This window comes from Paraburkholderia sp. AV2 (assembly GCF_054968425.1).
In genome coordinates this window covers 15,560-31,438 of record NZ_JBANLK010000018.1, presented here as the reverse complement: position 1 = coordinate 31,438, position 15,879 = coordinate 15,560, and the positions used below count along the sequence as shown (strand labels likewise).

Sequence of the window (15,879 nt, the reverse complement as noted above, 5' to 3'; positions counted from 1 at the left end):
TCAGAATCCGGCCGTGCCCACGGCGATTTCTCCTTGCGCAAGCACCGCCTCCCCACCCACCGCCCGGGCAATCGCCGCATCCGCCTCGGCAATCGCCATCCCCTGCGCCGCATACCAGGCGTCGTCATAGTAGGTGGTCCGATACCGCTCCCCGCTATCGCACAGCAGGCTCACGATCGCTCCCTGCTCGCCCTGCGCCTTCATCCGCTCCGCAAGCAGCAGCACACCCACGAAGTTGGTGCCTGTCGACCCGCCCACGCGCCGGCCCAGCCACGCGGCCAGATAGCGCATCGCCGCGAACGAAAGCGGATCTGGCACCTTCACCATCGCGTCGATGCACGTGGGAATGAACGAGCGCTCCACGCGCGGCCGGCCGATCCCCTCGATGCGCGAGCCGACGTCGAGCGTGAGGCTGTCGTCGGGCTGCCCCGCCAGCACGCTTTTGAAGTAATCGAAGAACACCGAATTCTCGGGGTCGGCGCACAGCACGCGCGTCGGGTGCCGCCGGTAGGCCACATAGCGCCCGAGCGTCGCGATCGTGCCGCCGGTGCCGCCGCTCGACACGAGCCACGCCGGCACCGGATGCTCTTCGGCGGCCATCTGCTTGAAGATCGACTCGGCGATGTTGTTGTTCGCGCGCCAGTCGGTCGCGCGCTCGGCGTAGGTAAACTGGTCCATGAAATGACCACCCAGTTCGCGCGCGATGCGATGCGATTCGGCGTAAATCTCCGACGCTTTCGCGACGAGGTGACAGCGCCCGCCGTAGAACTCGATCTCCGCGATCTTCATGCGCGAGGTGCTGGCCGGAATCACCGCGACGAACGGCAGACCCAGAAGCCGCGCAAAATAGGCCTCGGAAATCGCCGTCGATCCGCTCGACGCCTCGACCACCGTGCTCTTTTCGTCGAGCCAGCCGTTGCACAGCGCGTAGAGAAAAAGCGAGCGCGCAAGCCGGTGCTTGAGGCTGCCGGTCGGGTGGCTCGATTCGTCCTTGAAGTAGAAGCGCAGGTCCGGATAGCCGGGCAGGTCGAGCGGAATCAGATGCGTGTCGGCGGAGCGGTTGAAATCGGCTTCGATCTTGCGGATCGCTTCGCGGACCCAGGCGGAATGGGGCATGGCGGACCTCGGCTCGGCAACGTGACAGGGGACCGGAACGACGCAGGCACACCGGCTACGCGGCGTGACGCGCAGCCATCATGGCACAAGGCCGCGCAACGCTACGCCAGACTGCCGCAAAGCCTGCCCCGCCGGCTTTGTATAATCCCGCATCCACACCTCTCGTGCCGCTTTCATGCTTAGTTTTGCGCTCGGTTTCCTCGTCTCCTTGCTGGTCACGCTGCTGATCGTGCGCTATGCGCACCTGCACGAGCGGTTCTCCGTGGACTCCGATCTCGCGGGCGTGCAGAAATTCCACGCGAGGCCGGTGCCGCGCATTGGCGGCACCGGGATCCTGGCCGGCCTCGTCGTTGCGGCCGCGCAGCTCCATCACGCCTGGCCGGCCGTCTCGGGCGGCATCCTCGGCATCGTCGCGTGCGGCATCCCGGCGTTCGCCTCCGGCCTCGTCGAGGACCTCACGAAGCGCGTCTCGCCGCTCGCGCGGCTCCTTTGCACGATGGCGGCGGCAGCGCTCGCCTACTTCATCCTCGGCATCGCCGTCACGCGCATCAGCGTGCCGCCGCTCGATTTCCTGCTTTCGTATGCGGCGATTTCGTGCGCCATCACGGTGCTGGCCGTCGCGGCGCTCGCCAACGCGATCAACATCATCGACGGTTTCAACGGCCTCGCCTCGATGGTCGCGTTCATGATGTTCGCCTCGCTCGCCTACGTCGCCTTCCAGGTGCACGATGCGGTGGTGCTCTCGGCGTCGCTCATCATGATGGGCGCCGTGATGGGCTTCTTTATCTGGAATTTCCCCGCCGGGCTGATCTTTCTCGGCGACGGCGGCGCGTACTTCATCGGCTTCATGCTCGCCGAGCTGGCGATCCTGCTCGTGATGCGCAATCGCGACGTTTCGGCGTGGTATCCGGTGCTGCTTTTCATGTACCCGATCTTCGAGACCTGCTTCTCGATCTACCGGAAGAAGTTCGTGCGCGGCATGTCGCCGGGCATTCCCGACGGCGTGCACCTGCACATGCTCGTCTACAAGCGGCTCATGCGCTGGGCCGTGGGCGCCCGCACGGCGCACGAGCTCACGCGCCGCAACTCGCTCACCTCGCCCTACCTCTGGCTGCTGTGCCTGATCGCCGTGATTCCCGCCACGCTGTTCTGGCGCCACACGCTGCATCTGTTCTGCTTCGTGGTGGTCTTTGCGCTGACCTACGTGTGGCTCTACGTGAGCATCGTGCGCTTCCGCTCGCCGAAGTGGCTCGTGGTACGCAAATCCCACCGGCGCACCTGAGCCCCCGGGGACAGGCCCCGCACCCGGCACGCGGCTCGCCGCACGCGTACAATCCTTTCAGCAACTGGCGCCCGTAGCAAACCGCGCACCCGCCTGTCACGCGCGGCGCGCAATGCGACCCGCGGCGCACCGCACCGTCTCTGGGGATTTCACCAAAAGGAGAGCCGACATGAGCCGTTACCTTGCCGTTGCCCTTGCACTTTTCGCCGTCACGCTCGCCGCGTGCAACACCATCGCCGGCGCTGGCGAAGACATCTCCAAGGGCGGTCAGGCCATCACGAACGAGGCGGACAAGGCCAAGTAGTCCAACCTCGCTGCATCACCCTGCGGCAAGGTCCGACAGCCCGCCGTTCGCCGCGCCGGCCCTGGCGCCCGCCGGCGCATCCGGCGGCGCCCGGCGCCTTCAGCCGCACCGCATCCTCTCCGAATCCACGCGCGCGCGCACCACGTACATCTCGCCACCCGCCCTCGCGGCGATCGCGCTACCCTAGGCATTCGCGCCGCACAGCTTCGCTTACCGCTCCGGCAAGGCCTGCGCCACGTCGCGACGCGTCGCCGGGGCCCTGAGCCTGACCCGGGAGGGAAACATGTCGAAAACGATCTGGATTGTCGTCGCCAACCGCGTGACCGCGCGCATTTTCGCGGCCGAAAGCCCGCTTGGCGCCATCGACGAGGTCGAGACGCTGCTGCATCCGGAAGGACGCGTGCCGGAGCAAAGCCTCGTGAGCGACAAACCCGGCCGCACCTACGACCGCGCCGGTCCCGGCCGCCACGCCACCAACCCCGACACCACCCAGCACGAGCATGAAGCCACGCTGTTCGCCGCACAGATCGCCACGGCGCTCGCGAAGGCGCGGACCGAGGACCGCTACGGCACGCTGATCATCACGGCGCCTCCGGCGTTTCTAGGCGCGCTGCGCAAGGCTCTCGACACGCAGACACAAAACGTCGTCACGCAGGAACTCGACAAGGACCTGGCGCACCTGGATGCGCGGGCGCTGCGCGCGTATCTGCCCGAACGGCTGGTGCGCGTGCCGACGTAGGCGCACGCGCCGCTTGCCCCGCCGCCAGCGCACGAGGCAGGTGACGCCCGCGGCGGCGGCCCGGCGCGCTCGCCGCGGCACCTCAGAGCGCGTCGAGCGGAATCTTCAGATAGCGCACGCCGTTGTCCTCCGGCTCGGGCATGCGGCCCGCGCGGATGTTCACCTGGATCGAAGGCAGGATCAGGTTCGGCATCGCCAGCGTGCGGTCGCGCGCGGTGCGCATGGCGACGAAGGCGTCTTCGCTCACGCCGTCGTGCAGGTGGATGTTCTCGCGCCGCTGCTCGGCTACGGTGGTGTGAAAGCGCGGCCCGCGCGAGCCGGGCGGGTAGTCGTGGCACATGAAGAGGCGCGTTTCGCCGGGCAGGTCGAGCAGCCGGCGCGCCGAATGGTAGAGCGTATGCGCGTCGCCACCGGGGAAATCGCAGCGCGCGGAGCCGACGTCGGGCATGAACATCGTGTCGCCGACGAACACGGCGTCGCCGATCCGGTACGCGAGATCGGCGGGCGTGTGGCCCGGCACGTGCAGCGCACGCGCCGCGAGCGGCCCGACCTCGAAGATCTCCCCGTCCTTGAAGAGATGATCGAATTCGCTGCCGTCGCCGTTCACTGCCGCGCCGAGATTGAATACCTTGCCGAACACGCCCTGCACCGTGCGGATGTGCTCGCCAATGGCGATGCGCCCGCCCAGTTGCGACTTCAGATACGGCGCGGAGGAAAGGTGGTCCGCGTGCGCGTGGGTTTCGAGCAGCCATTGCACCGTGAGCCCGTACTCGCGCACGAACGCGATCACGCGGTCGGCCGACTCGGTGGAAGTGCGGCCCGACTTCGGGTCGTAGTCGAGCACCGGGTCGACGATCGCGCACGCCGAGCCGCGCCCCGTATGGACGACATAGGTCACGGTGGCGGTGACGGGATCGAAGAACGGCTCGACGAGCGCGGACGAAACGTTGGCGGAGAGAGGGGTATGGGCGGACATGCTGGGCTCCAGGCGATGCGCCTGATTGTCTATTGAAACACATATTATTAATGCATATAATGTTTGTCAATAAATTGACTGATGGCAACCCCGCCCACTGGTGCGACAAATGAACTCGCCGCTCACTCCCGAAGCCCTCGCCGCCCTGCGCGAATCCGCCGAAAAATGCTGCGCGCTGCTCAAGGCGCTCGCGCATGAAGACCGCCTGCTGCTGCTGTGCCAGCTCACCGAAGGCGAGCGCAACGTCGGCGAGCTGGAGGCGCTGGTCGGCGTGCATCAGCCGAGTCTTTCGCAGCACCTCGGCGTGTTGCGCGAAGAGGGGCTCGTGGCCACGCGCCGCGAGGGCAAGTACATCTACTACAGCCTCGCGAGCCACGAAGTCATCCAGGTCATGCAGACGCTCTCGAGCCTCTACTGCGGCCGTCTCAAGGCGAGGCCGGCGTGAGCCCCGCCATCGATTTCGCACACTTCACGCCGCTTGCCTCGCTCGCGGGCGGCCTCCTGATCGGCGCGGCCGCCGCGCTCTTCGTGCTCGGCAACGGGCGCGTCGCCGGGATCAGCGGCGTCGTGGGCGGGCTCTTCGGCACCTCGCGCGGCGAGCGCGCCTGGCGTCTCGCCTTTCTGGCGGGCCTCTTCGCCGCGCCCTGGCTGTGGCGCATCGCCGCACCCCTCCCTGCTCCCGTCATCGCCGCCTCGCCTGTCACGCTCGTCTGCGCCGGTCTGCTCGTGGGCATCGGCACGCGCTACGCCTCGGGCTGCACGAGCGGTCACGGCGTCTGCGGCATCGCGCGCGGCTCACTACGGTCTTTCGTCGCCACCGGCGCCTTCATGGCGACCGGTTTCGCCACGGTCTACGTGGCGCGGCACCTTGCCGGAGCCTGAATATGCGGATCGTCAACGCGTTTGTCTGCGGCCTCGTGTTCGGCATCGGCCTGATTCTCTCGGGCATGGCCAACCCCGCCAAGGTGCTGGGCTTCCTCGACCTGGCCGGCCGCTGGGATCCCTCGCTCGCGTTTGTCATGGCCGGCGCCGTCGCACTGGCCGCCGTCGGCTTTCGCCTCTCCCGCTCGCGCGGCACGAGCGTCCTGGGCGCACCGATGCAGTTGCCCACAGCCCGCCGCGTCGATGCCCGGCTCGTGGCCGGCAGCCTCGTGTTCGGCGTGGGCTGGGGACTCGCGGGCTTCTGCCCCGGTCCCGCGCTCGTGAGCGCGGGCAGCGGTCAGCCGCGCGCCTGGCTCTTCGTCGCCGCCATGCTCGCCGGCATGACGCTCTACACCGCCCTCGAACGCCGCCGCAACCGGCCCGGCCATCCTTGATCAGGAGTCTTCCCCCATGCAAATTGTCCCGCTCGACGAACGCTTCGCCAGCGCCGACCAGATCTCGCCCGACGACCTCCCCGCTCTCGCGGCGGCCGGCTATCGCTCGATCGTCTGCAACCGTCCCGATGGCGAAGGCGGCGCAACCCAGCCCGCCTCGCAGGACATCCGGGCCGCCGCCGCGCAGCTCGGCCTGCAGTTCGCCTATCTGCCCGTGAAACCCGGCCAGATCACGACCGACGACGCCCGACGTTTCGCGCAGCTGCTCGACGACATGCCCGGCCCGGTGCTGGCCTATTGCCGCAGCGGCAACCGCGCAACGAGCCTTTATCAGCTCGCGCGCTCGCCGGCGCTTGCGCAGGCCGAGCCTGCCCCGGCGGTGGTGCCCGCCTGCGAATGGAACGAGGCGAACGGATCGGACGGTGTGACCTGGGACGTCGTCGTGATCGGCGGCGGTCTCGCGGGCATCACCGTGACGTCGAGCCTGCTGCGCCGCCAGCGCAACCTGAAAATCGCAATCGTCGAGCCGAGCGACGAGCACTTCTATCAGCCGGCCTGGACCCTGGTGGGCGGCGGCGCCTTCGACGCGGAGAAAACGCGCCGGGCGACGGCGAGCGTGATCCCCGCCGGCGTGAAGTGGATCCGCGCGGCCGCCACGCGCGTCGAGCCGCACAACAACCTCGTCCGCCTGAACAACGGCGAAACCATCGCGTATCGCGATCTGATCGTCGCGCCCGGCCTGCGGCTCGCGTGGGAGCGCATCGAGGGCCTCGAAGCGACGCTCGGCAAGAACGGCGTCACCTCGAACTACCGCTACGACCTCGCGCCCTACACGTGGCAGCTCGTGCAGCAGATGCAGGCCGGCACCGCGCTCTTCACGCAACCCGCCATGCCGATCAAATGCGCGGGGGCGCCGCAAAAAGCGATGTACCTGTCGTGCGATCACTGGCACAAGCGTGGCGTGCTCCCGAAGATCAAGGTCGAGTTCGATCTCGCGGGCGCCGTGCTGTTCGGCGTCGCGACCTTCGTGCCGCCGCTCATGGAATATGTGAAGCGCTACAACGCGGACCTCGCCTTCTCTTCGAATCTCGTCGCCGTCGACGGGCCGTCGCGCACCGCCACGTTCGAAATAAAGGACGCCGAAGGCCAGGTCACGCGCGAGCAGAAGCGCTTCGACATGCTTCACGTCGTGCCGCCGCAGGTGGCGCCCGACTTCATCCGCGACAGCCAGCTTGCCGACACCGCCGGCTGGTGCGAAGTCGACCACGCGACGCTGCAGCATCCGCGCTACCCGAACGTGTTCTCGCTCGGCGACGTCTGCTCCGCGCCCAATGCGAAAACCGGTGCGGCCGCGCGCAAGCAGGCCGTGATCGTCGCGGAAAATCTGCTCGCCGCGCGCGCCGGCAAGCCGCTCGTGTACCGCTACGACGGTTACGGCTCGTGCCCGCTCACGGTCGAGCGCGGCAAGGTCGTGCTCGCCGAGTTCGGCTATGGCGGCAAGCTGCTGCCCACCTTCCCGCTCGACCCGACACGGCCGCGCCGCCTCATGTGGTTCCTCAAGGCAACGGTGCTGCCGAGCTTCTACTGGTGGGGCATGCTCAAGGGCCGCGAGTGGTTCACGCGCGCTTCGCAGAGCTGATCGAACGCCCGGGAGCCACACCATGCCCACCGCCATGCTCGTCAGCGCCGCGCTCGGTTCCATCGTCGGGATCATCCTCGCGTTGACCGGCGCGGGCGGCGCGATCCTCGCCGTGCCGCTGCTCGTGTTCGGACTCGGGCTCGAAGTGGCGCAGGCCGCGCCGATCGGGCTGCTCGCGGTCGGCCTCTCGGCGGGGCTTGGCGCGCTGCTCGCGCTGCGCGAGGGGCAGGTGCGCTACAAGGCCGCCGCGCTGATGGCCGCCTGCGGCGCGCTGATCTCGCCCCTCGGCTTGTGGGTCGCGCACCGCGTGCCCGACGCGCCGCTCACGCTCGTGTTCGCGGGCGTGCTGGCGATGGTCGCCGTGCGCATGTTCCGCCAGAAGAGCGGCGCGACCCACGGCGGCCCCGAACTCGCACCCTCGAACCTGCCGTGCCGCCTGAACGCCGAACGCGGCAAGCTCGACTGGACCGCGCCGTGCGCGCGCTCGCTCGCGCTCTCGGGCGTGCTGTCCGGTTTTCTTTCAGGACTCCTCGGCGTGGGCGGCGGCTTCGTCATCGTGCCCGCGCTCAGGCGTGCCTCCGATATTCCCATGCGGGGCATCGTCGCCACCTCGCTTGCGGTGATCGCGCTCGTTTCTTCGGCGGGCGTAGCCGCCTCGGCGGCGTCGGGACACATGCTCTGGCCCGAGGCGTTGCCGTTCGCGGCCGGCGCGCTCGCGGGCATGCTGGGCGGGCGCAGCATCGCGCATCACGTGAGCGGCGCACGCTTGCAGCAGTCGTTCGCGGCGTTTGCGGGCTGCGTGGCGATCGGCATGGCCGTGAAGGCCGTGCTCGCCATGCACATCATGGGCGGGTTTTAAAGCGCAGCATCGGCCCTCGTAGTTAAGCTCTCGAAGCTCAGCCCTCGACGTTCAGCCCTCGAAGTCGAGCCCCCCGAGCAGCACCTCCGGCTCGCCCTGGGTGCGCGAGGCGAAATCAACGGGACGTGCCGTTTCCCACGACGCCATCTTGCGCACCATCGCCGCCAGATAGTGCTCGAAACGCGCCTCGCCGCCTGGCTCCATCAGCCGCTCGATCTCGTCGACGTCCCACGTGAGCGACACGTTGAGCGGATAGACATACGGATGCCGGTATTCGCTCGCCGCGCCAATGAGGCGCACGCGCGTGGGATGCCCGTGCCCCTCGCGAGGCACGACTTCCACATGCACGGCCGGGCCGAACTGGCTTGCCAGTTGCGCCGCGATGCGCGGCGCGAACGCTTCCTCGAAGCGATGGGCGGCCTCGATACTCATGCGTGTCTCACTCCTTTATCGTTCCACGAACCGTCGGGTTCGCGCCGGCGTGCATCGACCCAGGCGGCGCGCGATCGGGAACCATCCTACCGCGTGCGGCGAACGCGGACCAGCACGCTACGCCCGGCGCGCCTCGCGGACGGACACCGTATTGCGCAGCCCCTCGAACGAGTAGAGCGCGAGCGCCATCCAGATCGCACCGTAGCCCATGGCGCGTACCGCGCCAAACGACTCGTGATACACGAACACGCCCGTCAGCAGTTGCAGCGTGGGCGTGACGTACTGAACGAGGCCTAGCGTCGAGAGCGGAATGCGCCGCGCGGCGGCACCGAACAGCAGCAAGGGAATCGCCGTCACGGGCCCGGAGCAGGCGAGCAGCAACTGGAGCGGCAGCGGCGCGTGGCCGAAGTGGCTCGCGCCGACGAGGCTCAGCATCGCGAGATAGACGATCGCCACGGGAAAGAGCAGCAGCGTCTCCAGCGCGAGTCCTTCCAGCGCGCCGAGTTGCGCGGTCTTGCGCAAGAGGCCATAGCCGCCGAAGGTAAACGCAAGTGCGAGGCTGATCCACGGCGGCGCGCCGTTCTGCCAGGTCAGCCACACGACGCCCGCCGCGGCCACGCCCACGGCGCACCATTGCAGCGGCCGCAGCCGCTCGCCGAGAAACGCATAGCCGAACAGCACGTTGATGAGCGGATTGATGAAGTAGCCGAGGCTCGCTTCGACGATATGCCCGGCGTTCACGGCCCAGATGTAGATGCCCCAGTTCGCCGAGAGCAGCACGGCGCTGGCCGCGAAGCGGCCGACGAGGCGCCGGTTGCGCAGCACGGGACCGAGCCAGCGCCAGTGGTGCCGCACGAGAAGCACGGCGAGCACGAAGACGAGCGACCAGGCCATGCGGTGCGCGAGCATTTCGAGGGCCGGGATCTGGTGCAGCGTCTTGAAGTAGACGGGGAAGAGACCCCACATCACGAAGGCGAGAAAGGCGTAGAGGATGCCGGGATTCATGGTTGTCTGTGAAGTAGCGCGTGCGGGGCAATACCTGACAAAATTGGGGCCGCCCTGCGCCGGATCGCCGGTTTTGCGACAATAGCGGATTTTCGCCGCCAGGCTTTGCCGCTGTCCAGCCTGACGCGCCGCTTACGGCGCGCCCGGACAGTCAGCCATCCGTCATGGCGGCCACGTACCCTGAACCGGCCCCCGAACCTGTCCCGACCGCGATGCATCTACCTCATATCGATCTGCTGTATTCGCTGTCCGGCCTGGGCGTCGGGTTCCTCGTCGGCCTGACCGGCGTGGGCGGCGGTTCGCTGATGACGCCTATCCTCGTGCTGCTGTTCAAGGTCCACCCGGCAACGGCCGTGGGCACGGACCTGCTGTACGCCGCCGCAACCAAGTCGGCGGGCACGCTGGTCCATGGGCTCAAGGGTTCGGTGGACTGGCGCGTGACGCTGCGCCTCGCGGCCGGCAGCGTGCCCGCGGCCACGGTCACGCTGATCCTGTTGCATCGCTATGGAATGGACACGCCGCGCGCCGGCCATCTGATCCAGGCCGTGCTGGGCGCCGCGCTCCTGATCACGGCCGTCGCCCTGATCTTCCGGCCGCAGCTTGCCGCCTTCGCCGCGCGTCACCGCCGCGGGCCGGGCGAGGCCGGTACGCTGGCGCTCACGATGCTCACGGGAGCGGTGCTGGGCGTGCTGGTGTCGCTCACCTCGGTGGGAGCGGGCGCGATCGGTGTGACCGTGCTGCTCCTGCTCTATCCGGCGTTGCCGACCGTGCGCATCGTCGGCTCCGACGTCGCGCACGCCGTGCCGCTCACCTTGCTGGCCGGCGCGGGGCACTGGCTGCTCGGCTCGATCAACTGGCCGATGCTGCTTTCGCTGCTGTGCGGGTCGCTGCCCGGCATCGCGATCGGCAGCCTGCTGTCGTCGCGCGCGCCCGAGCGCCTTCTGCGCATCCTGCTGGCCGCGACCCTCACGCTCGTGGGCGTGCGGCTCGTGCTGGCCTAGGGCCTCCGCCCGGCGCGGCCGGGCAGGCGGCCGCGCCGCTCAGGCGTGCGGCGCGAACTGGAAGAAGCGGCCGTTCAGATCGGCCTCGAACTGGCGCAGCCATTGCCCGCGCGCGTCGATGCGATAGGCCTGGGCCCAGGCGCCGCGCCGCACGATCACGAGTTCGCCGTGAGCCGGGTCGTCCGGATCGGCCGCACCGCTGATATCGAAATGGATCGGCGCGAAGCCGTGACGCGCGCACGCGAGCTCGAAGGCGGCGCGATCGACGAGCGGGAGATCGGTGTAAGTGTGGATAGTCATGGCAGTGTCCTGCGATGAGGCCGCACACGGCCCCGGGTTCCTGCACCTACGGTATACGCTGTTTTTGACGATGCCTGTGTGTCAGGCCACACTCCACGTGCGCCGGCCGCCCCCCGCCTGAAAGCGCCGCATCGTCGAATCTCATGTACCATCGGCGGGCAGATCCGGCGCCTGACGTGCCGTCGGCGTCGCTTCGACATCCGATAGACGCCCCCGAGGCGCAGGCTGACGACCTCCCCCAATTACCCCACGGAACCCGAGGCCCGCACTCCCCCGATGAAGTCTCCCACCGGCCGCAAATCTGCCCCTCGTCTCGTCGCGCGTTTCGTGGCGATTTCATGGCGCGACCTGGCAGTCTCGTTCGGGCCGATCCTGCTCGTGAGCGCCGCCGCCATCTGGCTCGCGGTGCGGCTCATCCAGCCCGCGCCGCCCAGCACGCTCACGATGAGCACCGGCCCCAAGGGCAGCACGTTCTGGAACGCGGCGCAGAAGTACAAGGCGATCCTCGCGCGCAACGGCATCACGCTGAACGTGCTCGAGTCGGAAGGCTCGGTGCAGAACCTCCAGCGCCTCGCCGACCCCAAGTCCGGCGTCGACGTGGCATTCGTGCAGGACGGCCTCGCAAGCAAGGTGCCCGACGGGCTCGTTTCGCTCGGCAGCGTCGCCTATGTGCCGCTCGCCGTGTTCTACCACGGGCCCGTGGCCACGCGCCTCTCGCAGTTCGAAGGCGAGCGGCTCGCCATCGGCGCGCAGGGCAGCGGCGCGCGCGAGCTGGCGCTGGCCCTGCTGAAGGCGAACGGCATCGAGCCGGGCGGCACGACGCAACTGCTGCCGCTGTCGGGCGACGACGCGGCGCGCGCGCTCGTGGCGGGCAAGGTGGATGCCGTGTTCCTCTCGGGCGACTCGGCGCAGCCGCCGGTCATGGGACGCCTGTTGCGCATGCCCGGCGTGCGGTTCTTCGACTTCACCCAGGCCGACGCGTACGCGCGCCGCTTCCCCTACCTCACGGCGGTCACGATCCCGATGGGCGCCTTCGATTTTGGCCACAACCTGCCGCCGAAGCCGATGTACATGGTCGCGCCGACCGCCGAGCTGGTCGCGCGCGACTCGTTGCACCCGGCGCTCTCGGACCTGCTGATCGAGGCGGCGAAGACGGTGCATGGGCGCGCGACGCTCATGCAGAACGCCGGCGAATTCCCCGCGCCGCGCGCCCAGGACTTCCCGATCAGCGACGACGCCGCGCGCTACTACAAGTCGGGCAAGAGCTTCCTCTACCGCGTGCTGCCGTTCTGGCTCGCGAGCCTCGCCGACCGGCTGATCGTGCTGCTCGTGCCGATCATCGTCGTGCTGATCCCGGGGCTGCGCCTCGTGCCGTCGCTGTATGCGTGGCGGGTGAAATCGCGGATCTACCGCTGGTACGGCGCGCTGATCGCGCTCGAACGCGCCTCGATGGCGGACACCTCGCCCGCCGAGCGCCGCGCGCTCGTGCGCCAGCTCGACACGATCGAGGAGTCGGTCAACGGCATGAAGATGCCGCTCGCCTATGCGGAACAGTTCTACGTGCTGCGCGAACACATTGGCTTCGTGCGCGCGCGCCTCTCGCATATCGCGGCGCGCCCGCCCGCGGAGCACGCGGCCGACGGCGACAACGGCGACGCCGACGACAGCGGCAACGACAGCGACGACATGGCGGAGCCCGGCACGGCCGATGAGACGGCGCAAGAGGGACAGGACACGGCGCGACCCGACCCAGCGCGCCCGGAATGACACCGATAGCGCGCGTGGCCGCGGGCACGCAAGATCGTGGTGCAGCGCGCAACATCGCAATCCATAACGAAACCGAAACGACGGACCGCGCTTCGGGCGGTCCGCATGAAGCGCATAGCGGAGGAACAGCATGATCAGCGGCATCGATCTCAGCGGCATCGACGTCAACCAGCCCACGTGGTTCTACGACTTCGTCTCGCCGTTCTCGTACCTGCTGCTGGAGCAGCAACAAAAGTGGCCGACCTTCGACTTCGTGCCGTGCCCCGTGCTGCTGACCGACCTGTACCGTCACTGGGGCCAGGCGGGGGGCCTCGCGATCCCGGCCAAACGCATCTACACGTACCGCCACGCGCTCTTTCGCGCGGACCAGCTCGGCATTCCCTTCAAAATGCCGCCCGCGCACCCGTTCGACTCGGTCAAACCGATGCTGCTGGCCATCGCCGCGGGCGGCGAGTTCGCCTGCGTGCGCGAGATCTTCCGCTTCATCTGGCGCGAGGGCCGCGACCCGTCGAGCGAAGAAGGTTTCGAACAGCTTTGCGAGCGCGTGGGCATCCCGCACGGCGAAGCGCTGATCGAGCAGGAAAACGTGCGCGCCCAGTTGCGCCGCAACACGAGCGACGCAATCGCGCTGGGCGTGTTCGGCGTGCCGACGTTCTGGATGAACAAGCAGTTGTTCTGGGGCGAGGACGCGCTGCCGATGGTGCTCTACTGCGCCCGTTCGCCGAACTGGCTCGATTCGCGCGAGGTGAAGCGCATCAGCACGCTACCTTCCGGGCTCGCGAAAGCCACTGCGGAATAAGGGGCCGTTGAGGGTTGCCGAAGGTCCAGGGGGCCGCGCGCCCGGCCGGCGAAGCGTCCTGATGCCGGCCATACCGCGCAGGCTATGGCGCCGGCGGGCGCGCCGGCCTATGGTTATGGCTGAGCCGGTACGCGCGCGCAGACGAGTGCCCGGCTCCCTGCGCGCGTCCCGCGCGCCTCATCGACACCCCTTTACATGGACGACATCGCCCTTACCCTCGACATCTGGCTCGTGCGCGTGCTGCGCACGCTGCTGATCGAGCGCAGCGTCACGCAAACGGCGCTGCGGCTGAACCAGACCCAGCCCGCGATCAGCACGGCGCTGCGGCGCCTGCGCGAGATCCTGGGCGATCCGATCCTGGTGCGCGGCAAGGCCGGCATGGTGCCCACCGAATACGGCGAGTCGCTGCTGCAGCACGCGCAGCGCGTGCTGCGCGACGTCGATTTCGTCTCCACGCCGCATGGCGACTTCGATCCGGCGCGCTCGAAGCGCACTTTCCGGCTCGCGGCGCCCGACTACCTGAACGACTTCTTCATGCCGACGCTGATCGCGCACTTCCGCGAGGCGGCGCCCACGGCGCGGCTGGAGATCCTCTCGCTTTCGCCGACGCTCGACCATCATGCGGCGCTCGACGCGGGCGAGCTCGACATCGTGATCGGCAACTGGCCGAAGCCCGACGCGCGTTTTCATCGCAGCGACCTGTTCGCCGACAAGGTGGTCTGCATGATGCGCGCCGATCACCCGCTCACGCGCGCGCCGCTCACGCGCGAGGCCTATCTGGGCGCCGCGCATCTCGCGCCGACGCCCTATACGGGTTCGAATGCGAACGCCATCGACATCGGTTTCGCGAAAGCGCGCGCCGAACGGCGCATCGTCACGCGGCTGCCCTACTTCGGACTCGTGCCGCAGGTGCTGCTGCAGTCGGACCTCGTGTTCACGACCACGCGGCGTTTTGCGCTGCATTACGCGAGCCTGCTGCCGATCGCCGTGGTCGAGCCGCCGCTCGCGTTTCCGCGCATCCGCTGCTATCAGATGTGGCATCCGCACCCGGACCGGCCGAGCGACGTGGACTGGCTGCGGGGGCTCGTGGATGAGGTGTCGCGCAAACTCACCGCGCGCAGCCGGCCGGAAGCGAAGCGCGCACCGCGCGCCGCGGCGCCGCTTACCTCGACACAACCATCTTCAGGCCTGGCGAGCCATCCAGAACAAACGAACCGTCGTCCTGCTTGACGACCGCGCGGCACCAATCCGTAACGCCTTTGCGCCATTGGATATGGGCGCAGAACTTGCCGTCGCCGGATATTTTCCAGGTGCCTGTCCCGTTGCCGTTATAGGCGTGCTTGCTGGTCGGGTCGCCCGATAGCCAGTGCGCGTCGACCGAGCCATCCGCGGCGTTTGTCCACGTGCTCTTGCTGTTGTCCGGATTGGTGATCTCGACCTTCGCGCCAGGCAGCAGTTGCTGCAATTCGTCCTGCGAAAGCGGCTGTCCCCCGTCGGCCATGGCAATGCCCGACACGAACGACGCCGCGACTACCGCCGAAATTGCGAGAATGATTTTCATGGGAGGCCTCACGCGCACAGGAATGGCGAGGCACCGGGCGTTCGTTTGCAGCACGGCTGCTGCCGCCCATTCGCACCCCGTTGCGAGCATTAAAGGCCTCGGGGCGCGCGGGATGCAATAGTGCAAATGCATCCCCCTGACGTGCGCGGCGGCGGTGCGGCCACCGCGCGCCACCTTATGTACGACGAATTATTGCGCGAGAACGCCAACCCGCTCCAGTGTCCCATTCGGCACGCGCAACTGCATCAATTGAGCCGCCACCGCCACCGCGATCGACGAAGGCGCCTTGTCGACGATGCCCGTCACACCGATCGGGCACACCATTTCCTCAAGCCGCTCGGCCGGCACGCCGCGATCGAGCAGGCGCCGCTCGAACTTCACGCGCTTGGTCTTCGAGCCGATCAACCCGAACCACGCGAAATCGCGCCGCCGCATGATGCGCTCGGTCAGCTCGAAGTCGAGCGCGTGGTTGTGCGTCATCACGATGAACCAGGCGCCCGGCGGCGCTTCGTCCACGATCGCGGCGGGCGTGTCGGTCGCTTCGATCTGCACGTTGGCCGGCACTTCGTCCGGGAACAGCTCGTCGCGCTCGTCCACCCACTGCACGACGCACGGCAGCATGCCGAGCAGATGCACGAGCGCATGGCCCACGTGCCCGGCGCCAAACAGCACGACGTGCATCGGCCCGTACTGCGGCACCGGCGTGCTGCGGCGGCCGATGAGCACCCGGCCCGTCGTATCGACGCTTACGCAATGATTCGGATGACGATTCATCTCGGCATG

19 protein-coding genes are annotated in these 15,879 nt (G+C 68.3%); 12 read left to right on the top strand and 7 right to left on the bottom strand.

Annotated elements, in window-relative coordinates; genetic code table 11:
* Positions 1-1,116, bottom strand: coding sequence for a PLP-dependent cysteine synthase family protein (locus V8683_RS14795; protein WP_411186835.1), 1,116 nt, complete (start codon positions 1,114-1,116; stop codon positions 1-3).
* A 175-nt stretch (positions 1,117-1,291) separates the two neighbouring features.
* Here V8683_RS14795 and V8683_RS14790 point away from each other — a divergent pair, with 175 nt between their 5' ends.
* From V8683_RS14790 to V8683_RS14780, 3 genes are all read left to right on the top strand, one after another.
* Positions 1,292-2,398, top strand: coding sequence for an MraY family glycosyltransferase (locus tag V8683_RS14790; RefSeq protein WP_411186837.1), 1,107 nt, complete (start codon positions 1,292-1,294; stop codon positions 2,396-2,398).
* A gap of 169 nt (positions 2,399-2,567) precedes the next feature.
* Positions 2,568-2,702, top strand: coding sequence for an entericidin A/B family lipoprotein (locus V8683_RS14785; protein ID WP_027795716.1), 135 nt, complete (start codon positions 2,568-2,570; stop codon positions 2,700-2,702).
* A 283-nt stretch (positions 2,703-2,985) separates the two neighbouring features.
* Positions 2,986-3,441, top strand: coding sequence for a host attachment protein (locus V8683_RS14780; RefSeq protein ID WP_411186839.1), 456 nt, complete (start codon positions 2,986-2,988; stop codon positions 3,439-3,441).
* An 82-nt stretch (positions 3,442-3,523) separates the two neighbouring features.
* Here V8683_RS14780 and V8683_RS14775 read toward each other — a convergent pair whose 3' ends face one another.
* Positions 3,524-4,417: an MBL fold metallo-hydrolase gene (locus V8683_RS14775; protein WP_411186841.1), complete on the bottom strand. Its 894-nt coding sequence runs from the start codon at positions 4,415-4,417 to the stop codon at positions 3,524-3,526.
* A gap of 109 nt (positions 4,418-4,526) precedes the next feature.
* Between V8683_RS14775 and V8683_RS14770 the strand changes: the two genes are divergently transcribed.
* The 5 genes from V8683_RS14770 to V8683_RS14750 are packed head-to-tail and all read left to right on the top strand — an operon-like array spanning position 4,527 to position 8,231.
* Positions 4,527-4,862 (top strand): metalloregulator ArsR/SmtB family transcription factor, encoded by a 336-nt coding sequence (locus V8683_RS14770; protein WP_411186843.1) that lies wholly within the window; start codon positions 4,527-4,529, stop codon positions 4,860-4,862.
* A complete protein-coding gene (locus V8683_RS14765; RefSeq protein ID WP_411186845.1) occupies positions 4,859-5,299 on the top strand; it encodes a YeeE/YedE family protein in 441 nt (146 codons plus the stop codon). Before V8683_RS14770 ends, V8683_RS14765 begins: the two co-directional genes overlap by 4 nt.
* A 2-nt stretch (positions 5,300-5,301) precedes the next feature.
* Complete coding sequence (locus V8683_RS14760) at positions 5,302-5,733, top strand: DUF6691 family protein (protein ID WP_411186847.1); 432 nt, start codon at positions 5,302-5,304, stop codon at positions 5,731-5,733.
* 16 nt (positions 5,734-5,749) lie between these two features.
* Positions 5,750-7,372 carry a bifunctional protein tyrosine phosphatase family protein/NAD(P)/FAD-dependent oxidoreductase gene (locus V8683_RS14755; protein ID WP_411186849.1) on the top strand — a complete coding sequence of 541 codons (1,623 nt, stop codon included), beginning with the start codon at positions 5,750-5,752 and terminating at the stop codon, positions 7,370-7,372.
* Positions 7,373-7,394: 22 nt separating this feature from the next.
* Complete coding sequence (locus V8683_RS14750) at positions 7,395-8,231, top strand: sulfite exporter TauE/SafE family protein (protein WP_411186851.1); 837 nt, start codon at positions 7,395-7,397, stop codon at positions 8,229-8,231.
* A gap of 51 nt (positions 8,232-8,282) precedes the next feature.
* Here V8683_RS14750 and V8683_RS14745 read toward each other — a convergent pair whose 3' ends face one another.
* Complete coding sequence (locus tag V8683_RS14745; RefSeq protein ID WP_411186853.1) at positions 8,283-8,663, bottom strand: DUF5594 family protein; 381 nt, start codon at positions 8,661-8,663, stop codon at positions 8,283-8,285.
* 117 nt (positions 8,664-8,780) lie between these two features.
* Entirely contained in the window at positions 8,781-9,668 is an 888-nt protein-coding gene (rarD, locus tag V8683_RS14740) for an EamA family transporter RarD (RefSeq protein ID WP_411186855.1), read from the bottom strand.
* A gap of 212 nt (positions 9,669-9,880) precedes the next feature.
* On the opposite strand from rarD, the gene V8683_RS14735 reads away from it, so the two are divergent.
* Positions 9,881-10,669 carry a sulfite exporter TauE/SafE family protein gene (locus tag V8683_RS14735; RefSeq protein WP_411186857.1) on the top strand — a complete coding sequence of 263 codons (789 nt, stop codon included), beginning with the start codon at positions 9,881-9,883 and terminating at the stop codon, positions 10,667-10,669.
* Positions 10,670-10,708: 39 nt separating this feature from the next.
* On the opposite strand, the gene V8683_RS14730 is transcribed toward V8683_RS14735, so the two are convergent.
* On the bottom strand, positions 10,709-10,969 hold the full coding sequence (locus V8683_RS14730) for a hypothetical protein (RefSeq protein WP_411186859.1): 261 nt from the start codon (positions 10,967-10,969) through the stop codon (positions 10,709-10,711).
* 276 nt (positions 10,970-11,245) lie between these two features.
* Between V8683_RS14730 and V8683_RS14725 the strand changes: the two genes are divergently transcribed.
* The 3 genes from V8683_RS14725 (at position 11,246) to V8683_RS14715 (ending at position 14,765) form a co-directional block, all read left to right on the top strand.
* Positions 11,246-12,736 carry a TAXI family TRAP transporter solute-binding subunit gene (locus tag V8683_RS14725; protein WP_411186861.1) on the top strand — a complete coding sequence of 497 codons (1,491 nt, stop codon included), beginning with the start codon at positions 11,246-11,248 and terminating at the stop codon, positions 12,734-12,736.
* Between the two features lie 130 nt (positions 12,737-12,866).
* Positions 12,867-13,535, top strand: a complete 669-nt coding sequence (locus V8683_RS14720) for a 2-hydroxychromene-2-carboxylate isomerase (RefSeq protein WP_027795728.1) — start codon at positions 12,867-12,869, stop codon at positions 13,533-13,535.
* A 195-nt stretch (positions 13,536-13,730) separates the two neighbouring features.
* Positions 13,731-14,765, top strand: a complete 1,035-nt coding sequence (locus tag V8683_RS14715) for a LysR family transcriptional regulator (protein WP_411186863.1) — start codon at positions 13,731-13,733, stop codon at positions 14,763-14,765.
* Here the strand turns inward: V8683_RS14715 and V8683_RS14710 are convergent.
* Complete coding sequence (locus V8683_RS14710) at positions 14,698-15,096, bottom strand: hypothetical protein (protein WP_411186865.1); 399 nt, start codon at positions 15,094-15,096, stop codon at positions 14,698-14,700. The two genes, V8683_RS14715 and V8683_RS14710, sit on opposite strands and share 68 nt — an antisense overlap.
* 189 nt (positions 15,097-15,285) lie before the next feature.
* Complete coding sequence (gene xdhC / locus V8683_RS14705) at positions 15,286-15,870, bottom strand: xanthine dehydrogenase accessory protein XdhC (protein WP_411186867.1); 585 nt, start codon at positions 15,868-15,870, stop codon at positions 15,286-15,288.
* Between the last annotated feature and the right edge of the window lie 9 nt (positions 15,871-15,879).

Coding starts and splice junctions, on each gene's coding strand:
- V8683_RS14795 (WP_411186835.1), bottom strand. CDS start 1,116: ATGCCCCATTCCGCCTGGGTCCGCGAAGCGATCCGCAAGATCGAAGCC.
- V8683_RS14790 (WP_411186837.1), top strand. CDS start 1,292: ATGCTTAGTTTTGCGCTCGGTTTCCTCGTCTCCTTGCTGGTCACGCTG.
- V8683_RS14785 (WP_027795716.1), top strand. CDS start 2,568: ATGAGCCGTTACCTTGCCGTTGCCCTTGCACTTTTCGCCGTCACGCTC.
- V8683_RS14780 (WP_411186839.1), top strand. CDS start 2,986: ATGTCGAAAACGATCTGGATTGTCGTCGCCAACCGCGTGACCGCGCGC.
- V8683_RS14775 (WP_411186841.1), bottom strand. CDS start 4,417: ATGTCCGCCCATACCCCTCTCTCCGCCAACGTTTCGTCCGCGCTCGTC.
- V8683_RS14770 (WP_411186843.1), top strand. CDS start 4,527: ATGAACTCGCCGCTCACTCCCGAAGCCCTCGCCGCCCTGCGCGAATCC.
- V8683_RS14760 (WP_411186847.1), top strand. CDS start 5,302: ATGCGGATCGTCAACGCGTTTGTCTGCGGCCTCGTGTTCGGCATCGGC.
- V8683_RS14755 (WP_411186849.1), top strand. CDS start 5,750: ATGCAAATTGTCCCGCTCGACGAACGCTTCGCCAGCGCCGACCAGATC.
- V8683_RS14750 (WP_411186851.1), top strand. CDS start 7,395: ATGCCCACCGCCATGCTCGTCAGCGCCGCGCTCGGTTCCATCGTCGGG.
- V8683_RS14745 (WP_411186853.1), bottom strand. CDS start 8,663: ATGAGTATCGAGGCCGCCCATCGCTTCGAGGAAGCGTTCGCGCCGCGC.
- rarD (WP_411186855.1), bottom strand. CDS start 9,668: ATGAATCCCGGCATCCTCTACGCCTTTCTCGCCTTCGTGATGTGGGGT.
- V8683_RS14735 (WP_411186857.1), top strand. CDS start 9,881: ATGCATCTACCTCATATCGATCTGCTGTATTCGCTGTCCGGCCTGGGC.
- V8683_RS14730 (WP_411186859.1), bottom strand. CDS start 10,969: ATGACTATCCACACTTACACCGATCTCCCGCTCGTCGATCGCGCCGCC.
- V8683_RS14725 (WP_411186861.1), top strand. CDS start 11,246: ATGAAGTCTCCCACCGGCCGCAAATCTGCCCCTCGTCTCGTCGCGCGT.
- V8683_RS14720 (WP_027795728.1), top strand. CDS start 12,867: ATGATCAGCGGCATCGATCTCAGCGGCATCGACGTCAACCAGCCCACG.
- V8683_RS14715 (WP_411186863.1), top strand. CDS start 13,731: ATGGACGACATCGCCCTTACCCTCGACATCTGGCTCGTGCGCGTGCTG.
- V8683_RS14710 (WP_411186865.1), bottom strand. CDS start 15,096: ATGAAAATCATTCTCGCAATTTCGGCGGTAGTCGCGGCGTCGTTCGTG.
- xdhC (WP_411186867.1), bottom strand. CDS start 15,870: ATGAATCGTCATCCGAATCATTGCGTAAGCGTCGATACGACGGGCCGG.